Consider the following 15,730-nt stretch of genomic DNA (forward strand, 5'->3'; position numbering starts at 1 on the left):
TGCGAAGCCCTACATTATAGCGTATTGCACAAATTTCAAGCAGTTTCTGAACCGCGCGGACTCAGGCGGTTGCGCAATTCCAACCGCCGCGCCTCGAGCGCCTTGTAGCGCTCCAGGGCTTTCGGATCTTTTCCGACCGCGGCGATGGCTTCGCTTTGCTGGGCCTTCAGGCGGTCGTCCAGCATGAAGTCGAGCACGCTGGAAAGCTCCTTGGCCGCATCGGCCAGGTGTTGTTCCTCTTCGCCCTCGGGTACCGGCGCAGCGTCGGCGACGTTCATGAGCCGCTCGGCCAGCGCCTCGAAATCCAGCCCGCGCATGCCTTCGCGCAAGGCCGCCCAGGGTTGCACGCCATGCTCGTGCAACTGGCTGTCGAGCCAGGTGAAGAGCGCGCCGTGCGTGCCGGGCAGGTCGCACAGCATGAGGTGCAACTCGTGCGAGAGCGCGTCCCACTGCGCCATGTTCGAGAGCAGCAGGCGCACCGCCACGTCGGGCCGGCTCGGGGGCTTGCCCCGCCCGCGCAGCGGCTCGATGGACTCTTCGTACTTGCCGCCCCAGCGCTTGCCCTTGACGAATTTGCGCGGCTTGCTATCGGTTTCATAGCGCGGCGCTTCAAATTCCATCGGCGGCGGCATGTCCGGATAGTCCCCGTCGTCGCCGCTGGATTCGCTGTGGCGCGGCGCAGGCGGCGCCGCGGCCTTGCGCGGACCGGGCGTGGAGGCCCACAGGTCCGAAAGGGCCGCTGCGTCGAGCTGCACCAGCGTGGCGATCTCGCTCAGCAGCTGGCGCTTGAGCGCGCCGTCCGGCATCGCGCTCCAGAGCGGGCGCACGTTGCTGGTCATGTGGGCGCGGCCTTCGGCGGTGGTCAGGTCGCAGCCTTCGCGCGCTGCCTCGAGCATGAAGCGCGACAGCGGCGTGGCTTCAGTCACGAAGCGGGCGAAGGCCTCGGCGCCGTGTTTGCGGATGAAGCTGTCGGGGTCATGCTCGGCCGGCAGGAACAGGAACTTGATGCTGCGCACGTCGGTGGCATAGGGCAGGGCGCCGTCGAGCGCCTTGCGCGCGGCGCGGCGGCCGGCGGCATCGCCGTCGAAGCTGAAGACCACCGATTCGGTGAAGCGGAAGAGCTTTTGCACGTGCTCGGTCGTGCAGGCGGTGCCGAGCGTGGCCACCGCGTTCGGAAAGCCCAGTTGCGCGAGGGCGACCACGTCCATGTAGCCCTCGGTGACCAGCGCATAGCCGCGGTCGCGGAAGGCAGCGCGCGCTTCGTAGAGGCCGTAGAGCTCGCGGCCCTTGCTGAAGACGGGCGTCTCGGGCGAATTCAGGTACTTGGGCTTTTCGTCGCCGAGCACGCGCCCGCCGAAGCCGATGCATTCGCCCTTGACGTTGCGGATGGGGAACATCACGCGGTCGCGGAAACGGTCGTAGCGCTTGGCCTCGCTCGCCTCGAGCTGGCCGTCTTCGGTGTTGACGATCACCAGGCCGCTCTCGGCGAGCAGCGGATCGTCGTAGTCGGGGAATACGCTGGCGAGAGCCCGCCAGCCCGCGGGCGCATAGCCGATGCCGAACTGCTTGGCCACTTCGCCGGAGACACCCCGGCCCTTGAGGTAGTCGATGGCGCCGGGCGCCTGCCGCAGTGACTTGCGATACGCGTCGCCGGCCTTCTCGAGCACGTCGGTCAGCGTGGCCTGCTTCTGGCGCTGGCTGGCGGCACGGGCGCGCTCGGCGGGGGAGGCGTCGTCTTCGGGCACCTGCAGGCCGTACTGGCCGGCCAGGTCGTGCACCGCCTCGACGAAGCCCATCCCCGCGTGCTCCATGAGAAAGCCGATGGCGTTGCCATGCACCCCGCAGCCGAAGCAGTGATAGAACTGCTTGGTCGGGCTGACGGAAAAAGAGGGGGATTTCTCGCCGTGGAAGGGGCACAGCCCCATGAAATTAGCGCCGGCCTTCTTGAGCGGCACATAGCGGCCGACGATCTCGACCACATCGGCGCGCGCGATGAGTTCCTGGATGAATGAGGCGGGGATGGTCATGTAGGCGAAGAGCGGCAAATCATACGCAAGCGGCCGGCCTCCGGCGGCGCAGCGGCATACTGAATGCGATCCTGATTCCCAACGCATGACGACGCCCAACCCATTGCAACACGCCGCGCCGCTGCTGCGGCACCCGCTCCGATTCATCTGGGATGCGCTGAAGGCCTTTCGCGCCAACCAGGGGCTGCTGCTCGCGGGCGCGGTGGCGTATTACGCGCTGTTGTCCATCGTGCCGCTCTTGATCGTGAGCGTGATCGCGATCTCGCATGTCATCGATCAGGCCGAGTTGCTGCGCACCATCGGGCGGTATCTCGAATGGCTGCTGCCGGGGCAATCGAAGGCGATCGTGACGGAGCTGTCGAGCTTTCTGGACCATCGCGACGTGATGGGCCCGGTGCTGCTGGTGACGATGATCTTCTTCAGCTCGCTGGCCTTCAGCATCCTGGAGAGCGCCATGGCGGTGATCTTTCACCACCGCAAGGCCGACCACAAGCGCCACTTCCTCGTCTCGGTGGCGATGCCCTACATCTACATCCTGTGCCTGTGCGTGGGGCTGCTGCTGGTCACGCTGGTGTCGGGCGCGCTGCAGCTGGTGGGGCAGGAAAGCGTGGACCTGTTCGGGCGCAACTGGTCGCTCTCGGGCGTCTCGGGGCTGCTGCTGTACCTGCTGGGACTGGGCGGCGAGATCTTCATGCTGACCTCGCTCTACCTCGTGATGCCGGCCGGCCGGATGTCGCTGCGCCACGCGCTGCTGGGCGGCGTGACCGCCGCGCTGCTGTGGGAAGCGACGCGGCGGGTGCTGATCTGGTATTTCTCGACACTTTCGCAGGTCAACGTGGTCTACGGCTCGCTCACCACGGCGATCGTGGTGCTGCTGAGCCTGGAGATCGCCGCCACGCTCGTGCTGCTGGGCGCGCAGGTGATCGCGCAGTACGAGCGGCTGGACCGCACGGGCAGCACCGCAGTGCCGCCGACGGTGCCCGGTGTCAACGTGGAGGGAGTCGAATCGCTCCGTCCAGACGAATCACCTCGCCGTTGAGCATGTCGTTCTCGATGATGTGTTTCGCGAGCTTGGCGTAGTCCTCGGGGGTGCCCAGGCGCGAGGGGAAGGGCACGCTGGCGGCCAGCGCGTCCTGCACCTCCTGCGGCATCCCGAAGAGCATGGGCGTGCCGAAGATGCCGGGGGCGATGGTCATGTTGCGGATGCCGTTGCGCGCGAGGTCGCGGGCGATGGGCAGGGTCATGCCGACCACGCCGCCCTTGGAGGCGCTGTAGGCGGCCTGCCCGATCTGGCCGTCGTAGGCCGCGACCGAGGCGGTCGAGATCAGCACGCCGCGCTCGCCGGTGGCCTCGGGCTCGTTCTTGCTCATCGCGTCGGCCGCCAGGCGGATCATGTTGAAGCTGCCGATCAGGTTGACCGTGACGGTCTTGCTGAACACGGCCAGCGCGTGCGGGCCGTTCTTGCCCACGGTCTTTTCGGCCGGCGCGATGCCCGCGCAGTTGATGAGGCCGACCAGCTTGCCCAGCTTCGCGGCGGCTGCAACCGCGGCCTGGCCATCGGCTTCCTGGCTCACGTCGCACTTGACGAACACGCCGCCGATGTCCTTGGCGACGGCTTCGCCCTTTTCAGCCTGCATGTCGGCGATCACCACCTTGCCGCCATTGGCGGCCAGCATGCGCGCCGCGCCTTCGCCGAGGCCCGAAGCGCCCCCGGTCACGATAAAAACCTTGCCGTCGATCTGCATGGAGAGTCTCCTGAAATGAGACCGGCATTATCGAAGACGCACGTTGGGCCAAAAAAAAGGCCTCATCCGAAGATGAGGCCCTGAATTGGATCCGTGAGGACCCAAGGAGACAACTGGTGGTGGTCGGTGCTTAGCGCTTGCGCGAAGCGGTGGCCGTCTTGGCGGCAGCGACGGCTTGCGTCGACACGGCGTTGAAGTTGGCTTCGGCGACGTCGGAAGCTTGCTTGACAGCCTTCTGGACCGATTCGAATGCGTTGTTGGCGGCGGCCACGGCGCTCTTCAGGACGGCGACGGCGGTTTCCGAACCGGCGGGGGCGTTCTTGGAAGCGCTGTCGACGAGGCCGACGAAAGTTTGCTGGGCTTCAGAGGCCTTGGCTTCGAAAGCCTTGGAGAATTCCGCGCCGGTGCCTTGGGCGATGTCGTACAGGTGACGGCTGTAGGCGGCGGTCTTTTCGGCCAGGGGCTGGAACAGGCTGGCTTGCAGCGTCAGCAGTTCTTGCGCGTCCTTGACGTTCAGCGCAGCTTGGGCGGTGCCAGCAGCTTCGGCCAGGGCAGCCTTCGAGGCGGTCACGTTCAGTTCGACGAGCTTCTCGACGCCTTCGAAAGCCTTGGTGGTCAGGCCGAACAGGGTTTCGAGGTTTGCTTTTTGGGCGGCGAGGATTTGGTCAGCGGTCAGGGCCATTTGGGATCTCCAGAAGGGATGGTGGTCGATTCACGTTGCGCTGCGCCTCGTCGTCTTTGTTGCGGTGCAGCATGGCCTCAAGTATAGGCAGCTGAGTTTCTCGATCAAGGGGTTTTTGCTGCTGTGCAGCAATCTAGAGGTCACCTTCTAAAACCGGCCCGCAACGCAGAATGCCGGACATGCGCGCCTTCTATTCCGGCAAGTTCGTCTTGCCCCTGCCGCCCGGCCACCGCTTTCCCATGTCGCGCTACGCCTTGCTGCGCGATCGCCTGGAGGAACACCTGCCCGCCGTCGAAATGGACCAGGCCCCGCGCGCCAGCGACGGCGAACTGGCGCTGGCCCACACACCGCAGTGGATCGCCGCCATCAGCGACGGCAGCGTGAGCCCGCAGGCGACGCGCGAAATCGGCTTCCCCTGGAGCGAGGCGATGGTCGAGCGCTCGCGCCGCTCCACCGGCGCCACCATCGCCGCCTGCCGCGCCGCATTCGCAGGCGGCATCGCGGCGAACATGGCTGGCGGCACGCACCACGCCTATGCCGACAAGGGCGGCGGCTTCTGCGTCTTCAACGACGCGGCCGTGGCGGCCCGGCTGATGCAGGCGGAGCACGGCCGCAGCGGCCGGCAGCTGAAGGTCGCGGTGATCGACCTGGACGTCCACCAGGGCAACGGCACGGCCAGCATCTTTCGCGACGACCCTAGCGTCTTCACGCTCTCGATGCACGGCCAGAAGAACTTTCCCTTCCGCAAGGAGGCCAGCGACTTGGACGTCGAACTGCCCGACGGCTGCGGCGATGCCGACTACCTCACCGCGCTGGAGCATGCCCTGGACGAGCTCGATCGCCGCTTCTCCCCCGGTCTCGTGATCTATCTGGCCGGCGCCGACCCCTTCGAGCGCGACCGCCTCGGCCGCCTGAAACTCAGCTTCGACGGCCTGGAGGCGCGCGATCGCCGCGTGTTCGACTGGACCTGGCAGCGCCGCATTCCCGTGGCCTTCGCCATGGCCGGCGGCTACGCCAGCGACATCGCGGAAACCGTGCAGGTGCAGCTGGGCACCTTCCGCGTGGCGTTCGACTACTGGCGCCGCTGGCAAAATGCCGCGCGATGAGCTCCTCCGCCGCCAAACCCACGCCGAATTCCCGCAGCAGCTACCGCGCGTTCCGCAGCATCCCGACGCGCTGGGCCGACAACGACATGTACGGCCACGTCAACAACGTCGTGTACTACAGCTGGTTCGATACGGCGGTGAATGCCCTCCTCATCGAGCGCGGCGCGCTCGACATCCACCAGGGGCAGACCATCGGCTTCGTGGTCGAGACCCAGTGCAACTACTTCGCCCCGATCGCATTCCCGCAGACGGTGGAGGCCGGCATCCGCGTGGCGCAGGCAGGGCGCTCGAGCGTGCGCTATGAAATCGCGCTCTTCGCCGAAGGCGCCGACACCGCGGCCGCGCAAGGCCACTTCGTGCACGTCTACGTGGACCGCGAGACGCAGCGGCCGGTGCCGTTGCCCGAGGCGCTGCAGCGCGTGGTCGACACGCTGAAAGCCTGATCCCCGGTCCCCAAGAAAAACGGCGCCCGAGGGCGCCGTTGTCTTTTGTCATGCGGCCGATCTACCGATCGGGCCGCAGTGCCTTACATGGCCTTCTTCATGGCCTTGACTTCGGCCTTGCCCTGGGCTTCGTCAGCCTTGGCCTGCTTCTGGCAGGCATCCTTGGCGGCGCCGTTCTGGTCGTCGCACTTTTCCTTCGCGACTTCGTAGGTGGCCTTCACCTTCTCTTCAGCGACCTTGCGCGCATTGCTGTCGCTCGGCTTGTATTGCTGTTCCAGTTCGGCCTTGGCGACGTCTTCCTTGCCCTTGGCTTCCTTCTGGCAGACGTCCTTGGCGTTGTCCTTCATCGTGTCGCACTGGGTCTTGGCGACCTTGTAGTCGGCCTCGATCTTTTCCTTGGCGACCTTGTGTTCGTCACCGGTCATCGCGCTGGCTTGCGTGGCGACGAAACAGGTGGAGGCGAGAGCGAGCATGAGCAGGTGTTTTTTCATTGGAGTTTTCCTTCGAGGTTGTTGAAATTCGGGTGCGTTCCGGCTGGCTGACGGCCAGCCGGCATTGGGATCAGTACTTTTCGAACCAGAGCGCATCCGGCGAGCGGCCGTCGCGCGATTCCCAGTCCTTGACTTGCTTTTCGGCTTCATCGCGGCTGATGCCGTGGCGTTCCTGGATGCGGCCGAGCAGTTGGTCGCGCTTGCCGGCGATGACGTCGAAGTCGTCGTCGGTCAACTTGCCCCATTGCTCCTTGGCCTTGCCCTTGAGCTGTTTCCAGTTGCCTTCGATGGTGTCCTTGTTCATTGCGAATCTCCTTTGAGAGGTTGATTCGGCGGGCTGTGTCGCCGCCGTGAAACGAATGTCTCGTGATGGATTCGCCCTGCCGGTAGGACGTGCTGTGCAGCCCCCGTAGGCAGAGGCCGACGCTGCCCGTGATAATCGAGCGGACGCCGAAAAGTTTGAGACACCGCGCACCGACGACGACCATGATCATCCACAGCCTGCTCGACACCGACCTCTACAAGTTCACGATGATGCAGGTGGTCCTGCATCACTTCCCGGGCGCCCGGGTCGAGTACCGCTTCAAGTGCCGCAACCCCGGCGTCGACCTGGCGCAGTTCGCGGGCCAGATCCGCGACGAGGTGCGCAGCCTCTGTTCGCTGCAGTTCCGCGACGCTGAGCTGGCCTACCTGAGGTCCATGCGCTTCATCAAGAGCGACTTCGTCGACTTCCTCGGGCTCTTCCGGCTCAACGAGAAGTACATCAACATCATTCCCCAGCCCTCGGGCGAACTGGAGATCCGCATCCAGGGGCCGTGGCTGCACACCATCCTCTTCGAGATCCCGGTGCTGGCCATCGTCAACGAGGTGTACTTTCGCAACACGCAGAAGAAGCCCGACATCGAGGAAGGCCGCCGCCGCCTGGAAACCAAGATCGCCCAGTTGCAGGACGCGGGCCTGGCGGACCTGAAGATCGCCGACTACGGCACGCGCCGCCGCTTCTCGAAAGACTGGCACGAAGAAGTCCTTCGCACCCTGAACTCGCGCCTGGGCGCCGTCACGCCGCCGCCGATGCAGGCCAAGCCCGGCGCCCGGCTGCCGCAGCTGGCGGGCACCAGCAACGTGCTGTACGCGATGAAGCTGGGCCTCATCCCTCTCGGCACCATGGCGCACGAATACCTGCAGGCCTGCCAGGCGCTCGGCCCGCGGCTGCGCGACAGCCAGATCTTCGGCTTCGAGAGCTGGGCGCGCGAATACCGCGGCGACCTCGGTATCGCGCTGTCCGACGTGTACGGCATGAGCGCGTTCCTGCGCGACTTCGACCTGTACTTCTGCAAGCTCTTCGACGGCGCCCGGCACGACAGCGGCGATCCGTTCCAGTGGGGCGAGCGCATGCTGGCGCACTACGCGGCCAACCGGGTCGATCCGCTCACCAAGACGCTCATCTTCAGCGACGGCCTCACGGTGCCGCGCACCATCGAGCTCTACCAGCAGTTCCGCGGCCGCTGCCAGCTGGCCTTCGGCATCGGCACCAACCTCACCAACGACCTGGGCTACGAGCCGCTGCAGATCGTCATCAAGATGATCCACTGCAACGGCCAGCCGGTCGCAAAGCTCTCGGACACGCCGTCCAAGAACATGTGCGAGGACGAAAAATACCTGGCGTATCTGCGCCAGGTGTTCGAGATCGAACAGCCGGCCGCCTGAGCGCGGCCCGGCCTCGGCCCGAGCTCGGTCTGTTACGGTACGGCACCCATGAAAAAGACCCTCCGCCTCGCGGCAGCCGCAGTGCTGCCCATGCTCTTTCCCGCCCTGGCCCGCGCCGCGGATTTCGACGGCGCCGTGCTCTCGCCGCTCTGGGGCGTTCCGTTTGCCGGCATCCTTTTGTCGATCGCGCTGCTGCCGCTGCTGGCTCCGTCTTTCTGGCACCACCACTACGGCAAGATTTCCGCGGCCTGGGCGCTGGCCTTCCTGCTGCCCTTTGCCGCCATCTACGGCGCGGGCCTCGCGGGCGGGCAACTGGTGCATGCGCTGGTGGCCGAGTACATCCCGTTCATCATCCTGCTGACGGCGCTCTTCACCGTGGCGGGCGGCATCCACATCCGCGGCAACCTGCACGGGGCGCCGGGTCTCAATACGGCGATCCTGGCGATCGGCGCGGTGCTCGCGAGTTTCATGGGCACCACGGGCGCCTCGATGCTGCTGATCCGGCCGCTGATCCGCGCGAACGACAACCGCCTGCACAAGGTGCATGTGATCGTGTTCTTCATCTTCATCGTCTCGAACGCGGGCGGCTCGCTCACGCCGCTGGGCGATCCGCCGCTGTTCCTCGGCTTCCTCAAGGGCGTGAGCTTCTTCTGGACGGTGCAGAACATCCTGCCCGAGACGCTTTTCATCGTGGGCGTGCTGCTGGCGCTGTTCTATGCCATCGACCGCCACTACTACCGCAAGGAGGGCGTGCTGCCGGTCGACCCGACCCCCGACACCCCGCGCATCGGCTTCGACGGCGCCGCCAATTTCTGGCTGCTGGGCGGCGTGGTCGTGCTGGTGCTGCTGAGCGGCTTCTGGAAATCGCCGGTGAGCTTCGATGTATTCGGCACCCCGGTCGGGCTGCCCGGGCTGGTGCGCGATGTGGGGCTGCTGTTGATCGCCCTTGTCTCCTACAAGCTCACCGCGCCCAAGGTGCACGCCGACAACCAGTTCGAGTGGGGCCCGATGGCCGAGGTGGCCAAGCTCTTCGCGGGCATCTTCCTCACCATCATCCCGGTGATCGCGATGCTCAAGGCCGGCACGCAAGGCCCGTTCGGCGCCATCGTCTCGGCCGTGACGCGTGCCGACGGCCAGCCCGACCCGGCGATGTACTTCTGGGCGACAGGCGTGCTGAGTTCGTTCCTGGACAACGCGCCGACGTACCTCGTGTTCTTCAACACCGCGGGCGGCGACCCGGCCGCGCTCATGACCACCTACGCGAGCACGCTGGCCGCCATCTCGGCCGGCGCCGTCTTCATGGGTGCCAACAGCTACATCGGCAACGCGCCCAACCTCATGGTCAAGGCCATCGCCGAGAGCCGCGGCGTGCGCATGCCCAGCTTCTTCGGCTACATGGCGTGGTCCGTGGCCATCCTGATTCCGCTGTTCGTCATCTCCACCTTCCTCTTCTTCCGTTGAGTGCACACATCATGAGCAAGCCCAAGATCCTGGTCGCGCGCGCGATCTTTCCCGAGACCATCGAGCGCCTGTCGCAGCATTTCGAGGTCGAGTCGAACCAGTCCGACGAGAGCTGGAGCAAAGAGCAACTCATCGACAGGCTCAAGGGCAAGCAGGGCGCCTTCACCACCGGCAGCGAGCGCATCGATGCTGCCGTGCTCGACGCGAACCCCGACCTCGAGATCTGCGCCAACATGGCCGTGGGCTACAACAACTTCGACGTCGATGCGATGGCCGCGCACGGCGTGCTGGGCACCAACGCGCCGGACGTGCTGACCGAGACCACCGCCGACTTCGGCTTCGCGCTGCTCATGGCGACCGCGCGCCGCATCACCGAGAGCGAGCATTTCCTGCGCGCCGGCAAGTGGGAGAAGTGGAGCTACGACATGTTCGCGGGCTCCGACATCCACGGCGCCACGCTCGGCATCATCGGCATGGGCCGCATCGGTCAGGGCATCGCCAGGCGCGGCGCGCACGGCTTCGGCATGAAGGTGATCTATCACAACCGCTCGCGCCTCGATGCAAAGCTCGAAGCCGACTGCAAGGCCAGCTACGTGAGCAAGGAAGAACTCCTCAAGACCGCTGACCACGTCGTGCTGGTCGTGCCGTATTCGCCCGCTTCGCACCACACCATCGGCGCGGGCGAGATCGCGCTGATGAAACCGACCGCCACGCTGGTGAACATCGCGCGCGGCGGCATCGTCGACGACGCGGCGTTGGCCGTGGCGCTGCGCGAGAAGCGCATCGCGGCGGCGGGCCTGGACGTGTTCGAGGGCGAGCCCAAGGTGCACCCGGACCTGTTGACCGTGCCCAATGTCGTGCTGACGCCCCACATCGCGAGCGCCACCGTGCCCACGCGCCGCGCCATGGCCGACCTCGCGGCCGACAACCTCATCGCGTATTTCAGCGGCAAGGGGCCGCTCACGCCGGTCACGCCCGTTCCAGCCGCCACGAAGTAAACACCTGACACACAGCGACGCTCCTTGGAACCGACTGAGTTGATTCTTCTCGCGCTGGCCGCGCTCGCCGTCGTCCAGCTCGTGCTGGTGATCTGGTTGCTCGCACGCCGGCAGCCCAAGCCGGACCACGGCGAGATGCTGGGCCTCTTGGCCGCGCTGAGATCGGCCAATGAGCGCACCGAACGCGAACTGCGCAACGACATCGGCGAAAGCGCGCGCGGCACGCGGCAGGAAACGGCACAGGCCTTCGCCACCTTCCAGCAGTCGCTGGTGCAGCAGGGCGCCGAGGCCACGCGCACGCAGAACGCGCAGCTCGACGCCTTCGCGCTGCAGCTCGCATCGCTGCAGAAGTCGCTGGCCGACACGCTCAACACCCAGTTGCAGGGCCTGAGCGAATCGAACGCGCGGCGCCTGGCCGAAGTGCGCGCGACGATGGAAACGCAGCTCGCGCAGCTGCAGCAGAGCAACGCCGCCAAGCTCGACGAGATGCGCAAGACCGTCGACGAAAAGCTGCAGAGCACGCTCGAGGCGCGCCTGGGCGAGAGCTTCAAGCAGGTGGCCGACCGGCTCGAGCAGGTGCACAAGGGCCTGGGCGAAATGCAGACGCTGGCCGTCGGCGTCGGGAGCCTGCAGCGCGTGCTGACCAACGTGAAGACGCGCGGCGTGTTCGGCGAGGTGCAGTTGGAGGCGCTGCTCGAGCAGGTGCTCACGCCCGAGCAGTACGCCAAGCAGATCGAGACCAAGCCGCGCAGCGGCCAGCGCGTCGATTTCGCGATCCGCTTTCCGGGTCGCGGCGACGACGGTGCGCCGGTGTGGCTGCCCATCGATGCCAAGTTTCCGCGCGACGACTACGAGCGCCTGATCGATGCGCACGAGCGCGCCGATGCAGCTGGCGCCGAACTCGCGGCCAAGGCGCTCGAAGCGCGCATCCGCCTGGAGGCGCGTTCGATCGCCGAGAACTATCTCGCCGCGCCGCACACGACCGATTTCGCGATCCTCTTTCTGCCGGTCGAGAGCCTCTACGCCGAGGTGCTGCGCCGGCCCGGCCTGATGGACGCCATCCAGCGCCAGCACCGCGTGACGCTGGCCGGCCCGACCACCTTGCTGGCGATGCTCAACAGCCTGCACATGGGCTTTCGCACGCTCGCGCTGGAACAGCAGGCCTCGGAGGTCTGGAAGGTGCTGGGCGCGGTCAAGACCGAGTTTGAGCGCTACGGCAAGTGGGTCGAGCGCATCAAGGATCAAGTGGGCAAAGCTTCCGACACCATCGACGAAGCCGCCACTCGCGCCAAGCAAATGCAGCGTGCGTTACGCAAGGTCGAAGCAATGCCCGAAGAGCAGTCGCAGGTGCTTTTGCCCCCGACCACCGATACCGAGGGCGACGACACCCCGTGAAAGGCTCCGAACTGCTGCGTGTGATCGGCGCCCAGGTCTGCCTGCACGCCACGATGGCCGGCATGCGCCTGGCCACGCCGCTGCTGGCGCTGCAGCAGGGCTACAGCGCGGCGGCGGTCGGCGTGCTGATCGCGCTGTTCGCGCTGACCCAGGTGTTCCTGGCGCTGCCGGCGGGGCGCTTTGCCGACCGGCACGGGTTCAAGCGGCCGCTCTGGTGGTCGGTGATCGCCGCCTCGGTCGGCGCGGGGCTGGTGCTGGTCTTTCCGATCTTTCCGGTCATGTGCATCGCGGCGCTGCTGACGGGCGGCGCCACCGGCGCGACCGTCATCGCCTTGCAGCGGCACGTCGGGCGCTCGGCCACCAATGCGACGCAGCTCAAGCGCGTGTTCAGCTGGTTGGCCATCGCGCCCGCGGTGGCCAATTTCGTCGGGCCCTTCCTGGCCGGCATGCTGATCGACCACGCCGGCCGCGCGCCCGCGGACCTGCTGGCGTTTCGCGTCTGCTTCGCGGCGATGGCTTTCTTGCCGATCCTTTGCTGGATGCTCGCGCGCGGCGCCTACGAGCCGCCACGGGCAGCCCCCGCGGTGGGCGCCGTGCCGACGCGCGCCTGGGACCTGCTGCGAGAACCCATGTTCCGCCGCCTCTTGTTCGTGAACTGGCTGCAGTCGTCCAGCTGGGACGTGCATGCCTTCGTGCTGCCCGTGCTGGGCCACGACCGCGGCATCAGCGCCTCGGTGATCGGCTCGATCCTCGGCGCGTTCGCCATCGCGGCCGCCGCGATCCGCGTGGTGCTGCCGCTCATCGCCTCGCGCGCGTCGGAGCGCAGCGTGATCCTGAGCTCCACCATCGTCACGGCGGCGATGTTCGCGGTGTATCCGCTGCTCGACTCGGCCTGGACCATGGGCCTGTGCTCGGTCGTCCTCGGTTTCGCGCTCGGCGCGGTGCAGCCGATGGTGATGAGCATGCTGCACCAGATCACCCCGCACGCGCGGCACGGCGAGGCGCTGGGGCTGCGGCTCATGACCATCAACGCCTCGAGCGTGGCGATGCCGATGCTGTTCGGCTCGCTCGGGGCGCTGATCGGCATCGCGGGGGTGTTCTGGGTCGTGGGCGGCGTGCTGGCGCTGGGCGCGCGGGCGACGTGGGGGCTGAAGCTCTAGGCGGCTTTCAGGCGAAATCCACGTTCCAGATAAGAGTAATTCTCATCTGGTTGACTTTTAACTGACTCGAAGTCAGTATCGGCGCCTTCTTCAACAAGGAAGGCGTCCATGGACTCCCCGACTTCGGTCCAGACCGATCCGCGCCGCCGCCTCGCGCTCGTGGCGGCGGTGTACCTGGGCAGCTTCATCGCCACGCTCGACGTGAGCATCGTCAACGTCGCGCTGCCCACGCTGCAGCGCGCGCTCGCCACCGACCTGGCCGGCCTGCAGTGGGTGATCGACATCTACGCGCTGTGCCTCTCGGCCTTCATCCTGTCGGCGGGTCCGGTGGGCGACCGCTACGGCCGCAAGCGCGCGTGGCTGGCCGGGGTGGTCGTGTTCACGCTGGGCTCGGCGATGTGCGCGATGGCCGGCAATCTTTCCACGCTGCTGGCGGGGCGCGCGGTGCAGGGCGTGGCGGGCGCGCTGATGATTCCCGGCGCGCTCTCGCTGCTGGCGCATGCGTTTCCGGAGCCCGCCAGCCGCGCGCGGGTGATCGGCGGCTGGTCGTCGTTCACGGCGCTGTCGCTGATCCTCGGGCCGATGCTCGGCGGGCTTCTGGTGGACCACGCGGGCTGGCAGAGCATCTTTCTCATCAATCTGCCGATCGGCGTGCTGACCGTGGGGCTCGGGCTCTGGGGCATCCGCGAGAGTTCGCACCCGGAGCACGCGGCGCTCGATCCGCTCGGGCAGGTGCTCAGCGTGCTGTGGCTCGGTGCGCTGACCTACGGGCTGATCGCCGCCGGCGAGCATGGCTGGGGTTCCGGCCGCGCCGCGACCGCGCTGGTGGCCGCAGCCGTCGGACTTGCGCTGTTCCTGATGGTGGAGGCGCGCGTGGCGCGGCCGCTGCTGCCGCTCGCGCTGTTCCGCGATGCGCGTTTCTCGGCCACCAACTTCGCCTCGTTCGTGCTCGGTTTCTCGTCGTACGCGAGCCTGTTCTTCTTCTCGCTCTTCCTGCAGCAGGTGCAGGGCTGGTCGGCCAGCGACACCGGCTGGCGCTTGGTGCCGCAGTTCGTCGCGACCGGCCTTGTCGCTTCGCAGTTCGGCCGGCTGGCGCGGCGCTTCGAGGTGCACACGCTGATGGTCGCTGGCTACGCGCTCATCGGCGGCGCGATGCTGCTGCTCACGCTGTTCTCGGCCGAAACGCCTTACCTGCTGCTGGCGCTGCTGTTCGTGTTCCTCGGCGCGGGCACGGGCCTGGCGGTGCCGTCCACGAGCATGGCGGTGATGGCGTCCGTGCCCGCGCAGCGCTCGGGCATGGCCTCGGCCACGATGAACGCGCTGCGCCAGGCCGGCATGCTGATCGGCATCGCGCTCCTGGGCACGCTGATGAGCACGCGGGCGACCGCGCTGCTGGCCACCGCGCTCGAGCAGGCCGGGCTTCGCGATGCGCAACAGGCAGCCGTCGCGGCCGTCTCGCGGCATGACCTCGCCGCGCTGGCCGCACTCGATGCGGACACAGCGCACACCCTGCTGGCCGGCGCTCTCGCGGGCGGGTTCCACGCCGCCGTGGCCTGTGCTGGCGTGGCCGGTTTGCTCGCGGCGGGGTTGCTGGTGCGCGTAAGGCCGCGGGCCGCGGCGCTGCCCGCGCGGGCCTGAGGCCGCGCCACGGCATGCCTGCCGCCCTCGTGCCCATTCGCTTGCGCAGCGCGGTGCCGGCCGGGCAATGCGAGAAAATCCGCCCATCGAAAATCGAGAAGCATCCCGGAGCGCGAAAAACTGCGCCGCGCGGCCTGCAACCCGATACGGTCATCGACGCCACGTTCCCCCTGTTCACCGAGATTTGCCATGACACGAAGTGATCCGGCCACCGATTCCGCTCCGGCAGACGAGGCCGAACCCGCGCCGCGCCGCCGCACCAAGGCGCCCGAAACGCGCGCCGTCGCGCTGATGGACGCCGCCGAGCGCCTCTTCATCGCCAAGGGCATCGCCACCACCAGCATCGACGACATCGCGGCCGGCGCGCAGGTGGCCAAGGGCACGTTCTACCTGTACTTTCCCTCGAAGGAGGCGATGCTCGGCGCGCTGCAGCAGCGCTTTGTCGATACGTTCTGCGAGCGTCTGCAGAACGCCATGGACCGCCATCGCCCCGACAACCATCACGCGCGCCTGAAGGCCTGGGTGGAGACGGGGCTGGAAACCTACCTGGACAACGTCGCGCTGCACGACGTGGTGTTCCATGAATACCGTCCCGAAAACCGGCGCATGCGCAACGACAACGCGGTCATCACGCAGCTGGTCGGCCTGCTCAGGCAGGGCGATGCGGCGGGGGTGTGGGAGGTGGAGGACGCGACGCTCACGGCCGTGATCCTTTTCAATGCGCTGCACGGCGTGGCCGACGACGCCGTGGCCATGGGCCCGGCTGGCGATCCCGTTGCCGACCGCCGCCGCCGTGCCCGCGCGCTCACGCGATTCTTCGAGCAAGCGCTGCACCCGGACGTCGTCGACGACAGCGACGCCTGAGCGCCCGCGCCGA

Annotated in this window: 16 protein-coding genes; 11 read left to right on the plus strand and 5 right to left on the minus strand. The window is 67.1% G+C overall.

What is annotated here, in order from left to right:
- Nucleotides 1-35 precede the first annotated feature (35 nt).
- Nucleotides 36-2,027: a DNA primase gene (dnaG, locus tag JC881_RS21070; protein ID WP_198787647.1), complete on the minus strand. Its 1,992-nt coding sequence runs from the start codon at nucleotides 2,025-2,027 to the stop codon at nucleotides 36-38.
- Between the two features lie 85 nt (nucleotides 2,028-2,112).
- On the opposite strand from dnaG, the gene JC881_RS21075 reads away from it, so the two are divergent.
- Nucleotides 2,113-3,066, plus strand: coding sequence for a YihY/virulence factor BrkB family protein (locus JC881_RS21075; protein ID WP_198787648.1), 954 nt, complete (start codon nucleotides 2,113-2,115; stop codon nucleotides 3,064-3,066).
- Here JC881_RS21075 and JC881_RS21080 read toward each other — a convergent pair.
- Together JC881_RS21080 and JC881_RS21085 are read right to left on the minus strand one after the other, a co-directional pair.
- Nucleotides 3,014-3,772, minus strand: coding sequence for a 3-hydroxyacyl-CoA dehydrogenase (locus JC881_RS21080; protein WP_198787649.1), 759 nt, complete (start codon nucleotides 3,770-3,772; stop codon nucleotides 3,014-3,016). The genes JC881_RS21075 and JC881_RS21080 overlap by 53 nt on opposite strands.
- 130 nt (nucleotides 3,773-3,902) lie before the next feature.
- Nucleotides 3,903-4,454 carry a phasin family protein gene (locus JC881_RS21085; protein WP_198787650.1) on the minus strand — a complete coding sequence of 184 codons (552 nt, stop codon included), beginning with the start codon at nucleotides 4,452-4,454 and terminating at the stop codon, nucleotides 3,903-3,905.
- A gap of 170 nt (nucleotides 4,455-4,624) precedes the next feature.
- On the opposite strand from JC881_RS21085, the gene JC881_RS21090 reads away from it, so the two are divergent.
- Both JC881_RS21090 and JC881_RS21095 read left to right on the plus strand, forming a co-directional pair.
- Complete coding sequence (locus JC881_RS21090) at nucleotides 4,625-5,560, plus strand: histone deacetylase family protein (RefSeq protein ID WP_233101943.1); 936 nt, start codon at nucleotides 4,625-4,627, stop codon at nucleotides 5,558-5,560.
- The gene (locus tag JC881_RS21095; RefSeq protein WP_198787652.1) at nucleotides 5,557-6,003 is read left to right on the plus strand and encodes an acyl-CoA thioesterase; all 447 of its coding nucleotides are present in this window, start codon (nucleotides 5,557-5,559) and stop codon (nucleotides 6,001-6,003) included. Before JC881_RS21090 ends, JC881_RS21095 begins: the two co-directional genes overlap by 4 nt.
- A gap of 83 nt (nucleotides 6,004-6,086) precedes the next feature.
- On the opposite strand, the gene JC881_RS21100 is transcribed toward JC881_RS21095, so the two are convergent.
- Entirely contained in the window at nucleotides 6,087-6,494 is a 408-nt protein-coding gene (locus JC881_RS21100) for a hypothetical protein (protein WP_093434274.1), read from the minus strand.
- 70 nt (nucleotides 6,495-6,564) lie between these two features.
- Nucleotides 6,565-6,798 (minus strand): CsbD family protein, encoded by a 234-nt coding sequence (locus tag JC881_RS21105; RefSeq protein WP_093434272.1) that lies wholly within the window; start codon nucleotides 6,796-6,798, stop codon nucleotides 6,565-6,567.
- A gap of 182 nt (nucleotides 6,799-6,980) precedes the next feature.
- Here JC881_RS21105 and pncB point away from each other — a divergent pair, with 182 nt between their 5' ends.
- From pncB to JC881_RS21145, 8 genes are all read left to right on the plus strand, one after another.
- Nucleotides 6,981-8,201 (plus strand): nicotinate phosphoribosyltransferase, encoded by a 1,221-nt coding sequence (gene pncB / locus JC881_RS21110; RefSeq protein WP_198787653.1) that lies wholly within the window; start codon nucleotides 6,981-6,983, stop codon nucleotides 8,199-8,201.
- Between the two features lie 48 nt (nucleotides 8,202-8,249).
- Nucleotides 8,250-9,662, plus strand: a complete 1,413-nt coding sequence (locus tag JC881_RS21115) for a sodium:proton antiporter (protein ID WP_198787654.1) — start codon at nucleotides 8,250-8,252, stop codon at nucleotides 9,660-9,662.
- An 11-nt stretch (nucleotides 9,663-9,673) separates the two neighbouring features.
- Nucleotides 9,674-10,660, plus strand: coding sequence for a 2-hydroxyacid dehydrogenase (locus tag JC881_RS21120; RefSeq protein WP_198787655.1), 987 nt, complete (start codon nucleotides 9,674-9,676; stop codon nucleotides 10,658-10,660).
- 24 nt (nucleotides 10,661-10,684) lie between these two features.
- Nucleotides 10,685-12,055: a DNA recombination protein RmuC gene (gene rmuC / locus JC881_RS21125; protein WP_198787656.1), complete on the plus strand. Its 1,371-nt coding sequence runs from the start codon at nucleotides 10,685-10,687 to the stop codon at nucleotides 12,053-12,055.
- On the plus strand, nucleotides 12,052-13,215 hold the full coding sequence (locus JC881_RS21130; RefSeq protein ID WP_198787657.1) for an MFS transporter: 1,164 nt from the start codon (nucleotides 12,052-12,054) through the stop codon (nucleotides 13,213-13,215). Before rmuC ends, JC881_RS21130 begins: the two co-directional genes overlap by 4 nt.
- Nucleotides 13,216-13,323: 108 nt before the next feature.
- A complete protein-coding gene (locus JC881_RS21135; protein WP_198787658.1) occupies nucleotides 13,324-14,853 on the plus strand; it encodes an MFS transporter in 1,530 nt (509 codons plus the stop codon).
- A 14-nt stretch (nucleotides 14,854-14,867) separates the two neighbouring features.
- Nucleotides 14,868-15,056 carry a hypothetical protein gene (locus tag JC881_RS21140; protein WP_198787659.1) on the plus strand — a complete coding sequence of 63 codons (189 nt, stop codon included), beginning with the start codon at nucleotides 14,868-14,870 and terminating at the stop codon, nucleotides 15,054-15,056.
- The gene (locus JC881_RS21145) at nucleotides 15,043-15,717 is read left to right on the plus strand and encodes a TetR/AcrR family transcriptional regulator (protein ID WP_198787660.1); all 675 of its coding nucleotides are present in this window, start codon (nucleotides 15,043-15,045) and stop codon (nucleotides 15,715-15,717) included. The genes JC881_RS21140 and JC881_RS21145 overlap by 14 nt, the downstream gene beginning before the upstream one ends.
- Nucleotides 15,718-15,730: the final 13 nt, after the last annotated feature.

Origin of the sequence: Variovorax sp. IB41 (assembly GCF_016405905.1) — a bacterium.
Classification (GTDB): domain Bacteria; phylum Pseudomonadota; class Gammaproteobacteria; order Burkholderiales; family Burkholderiaceae_C; genus Variovorax.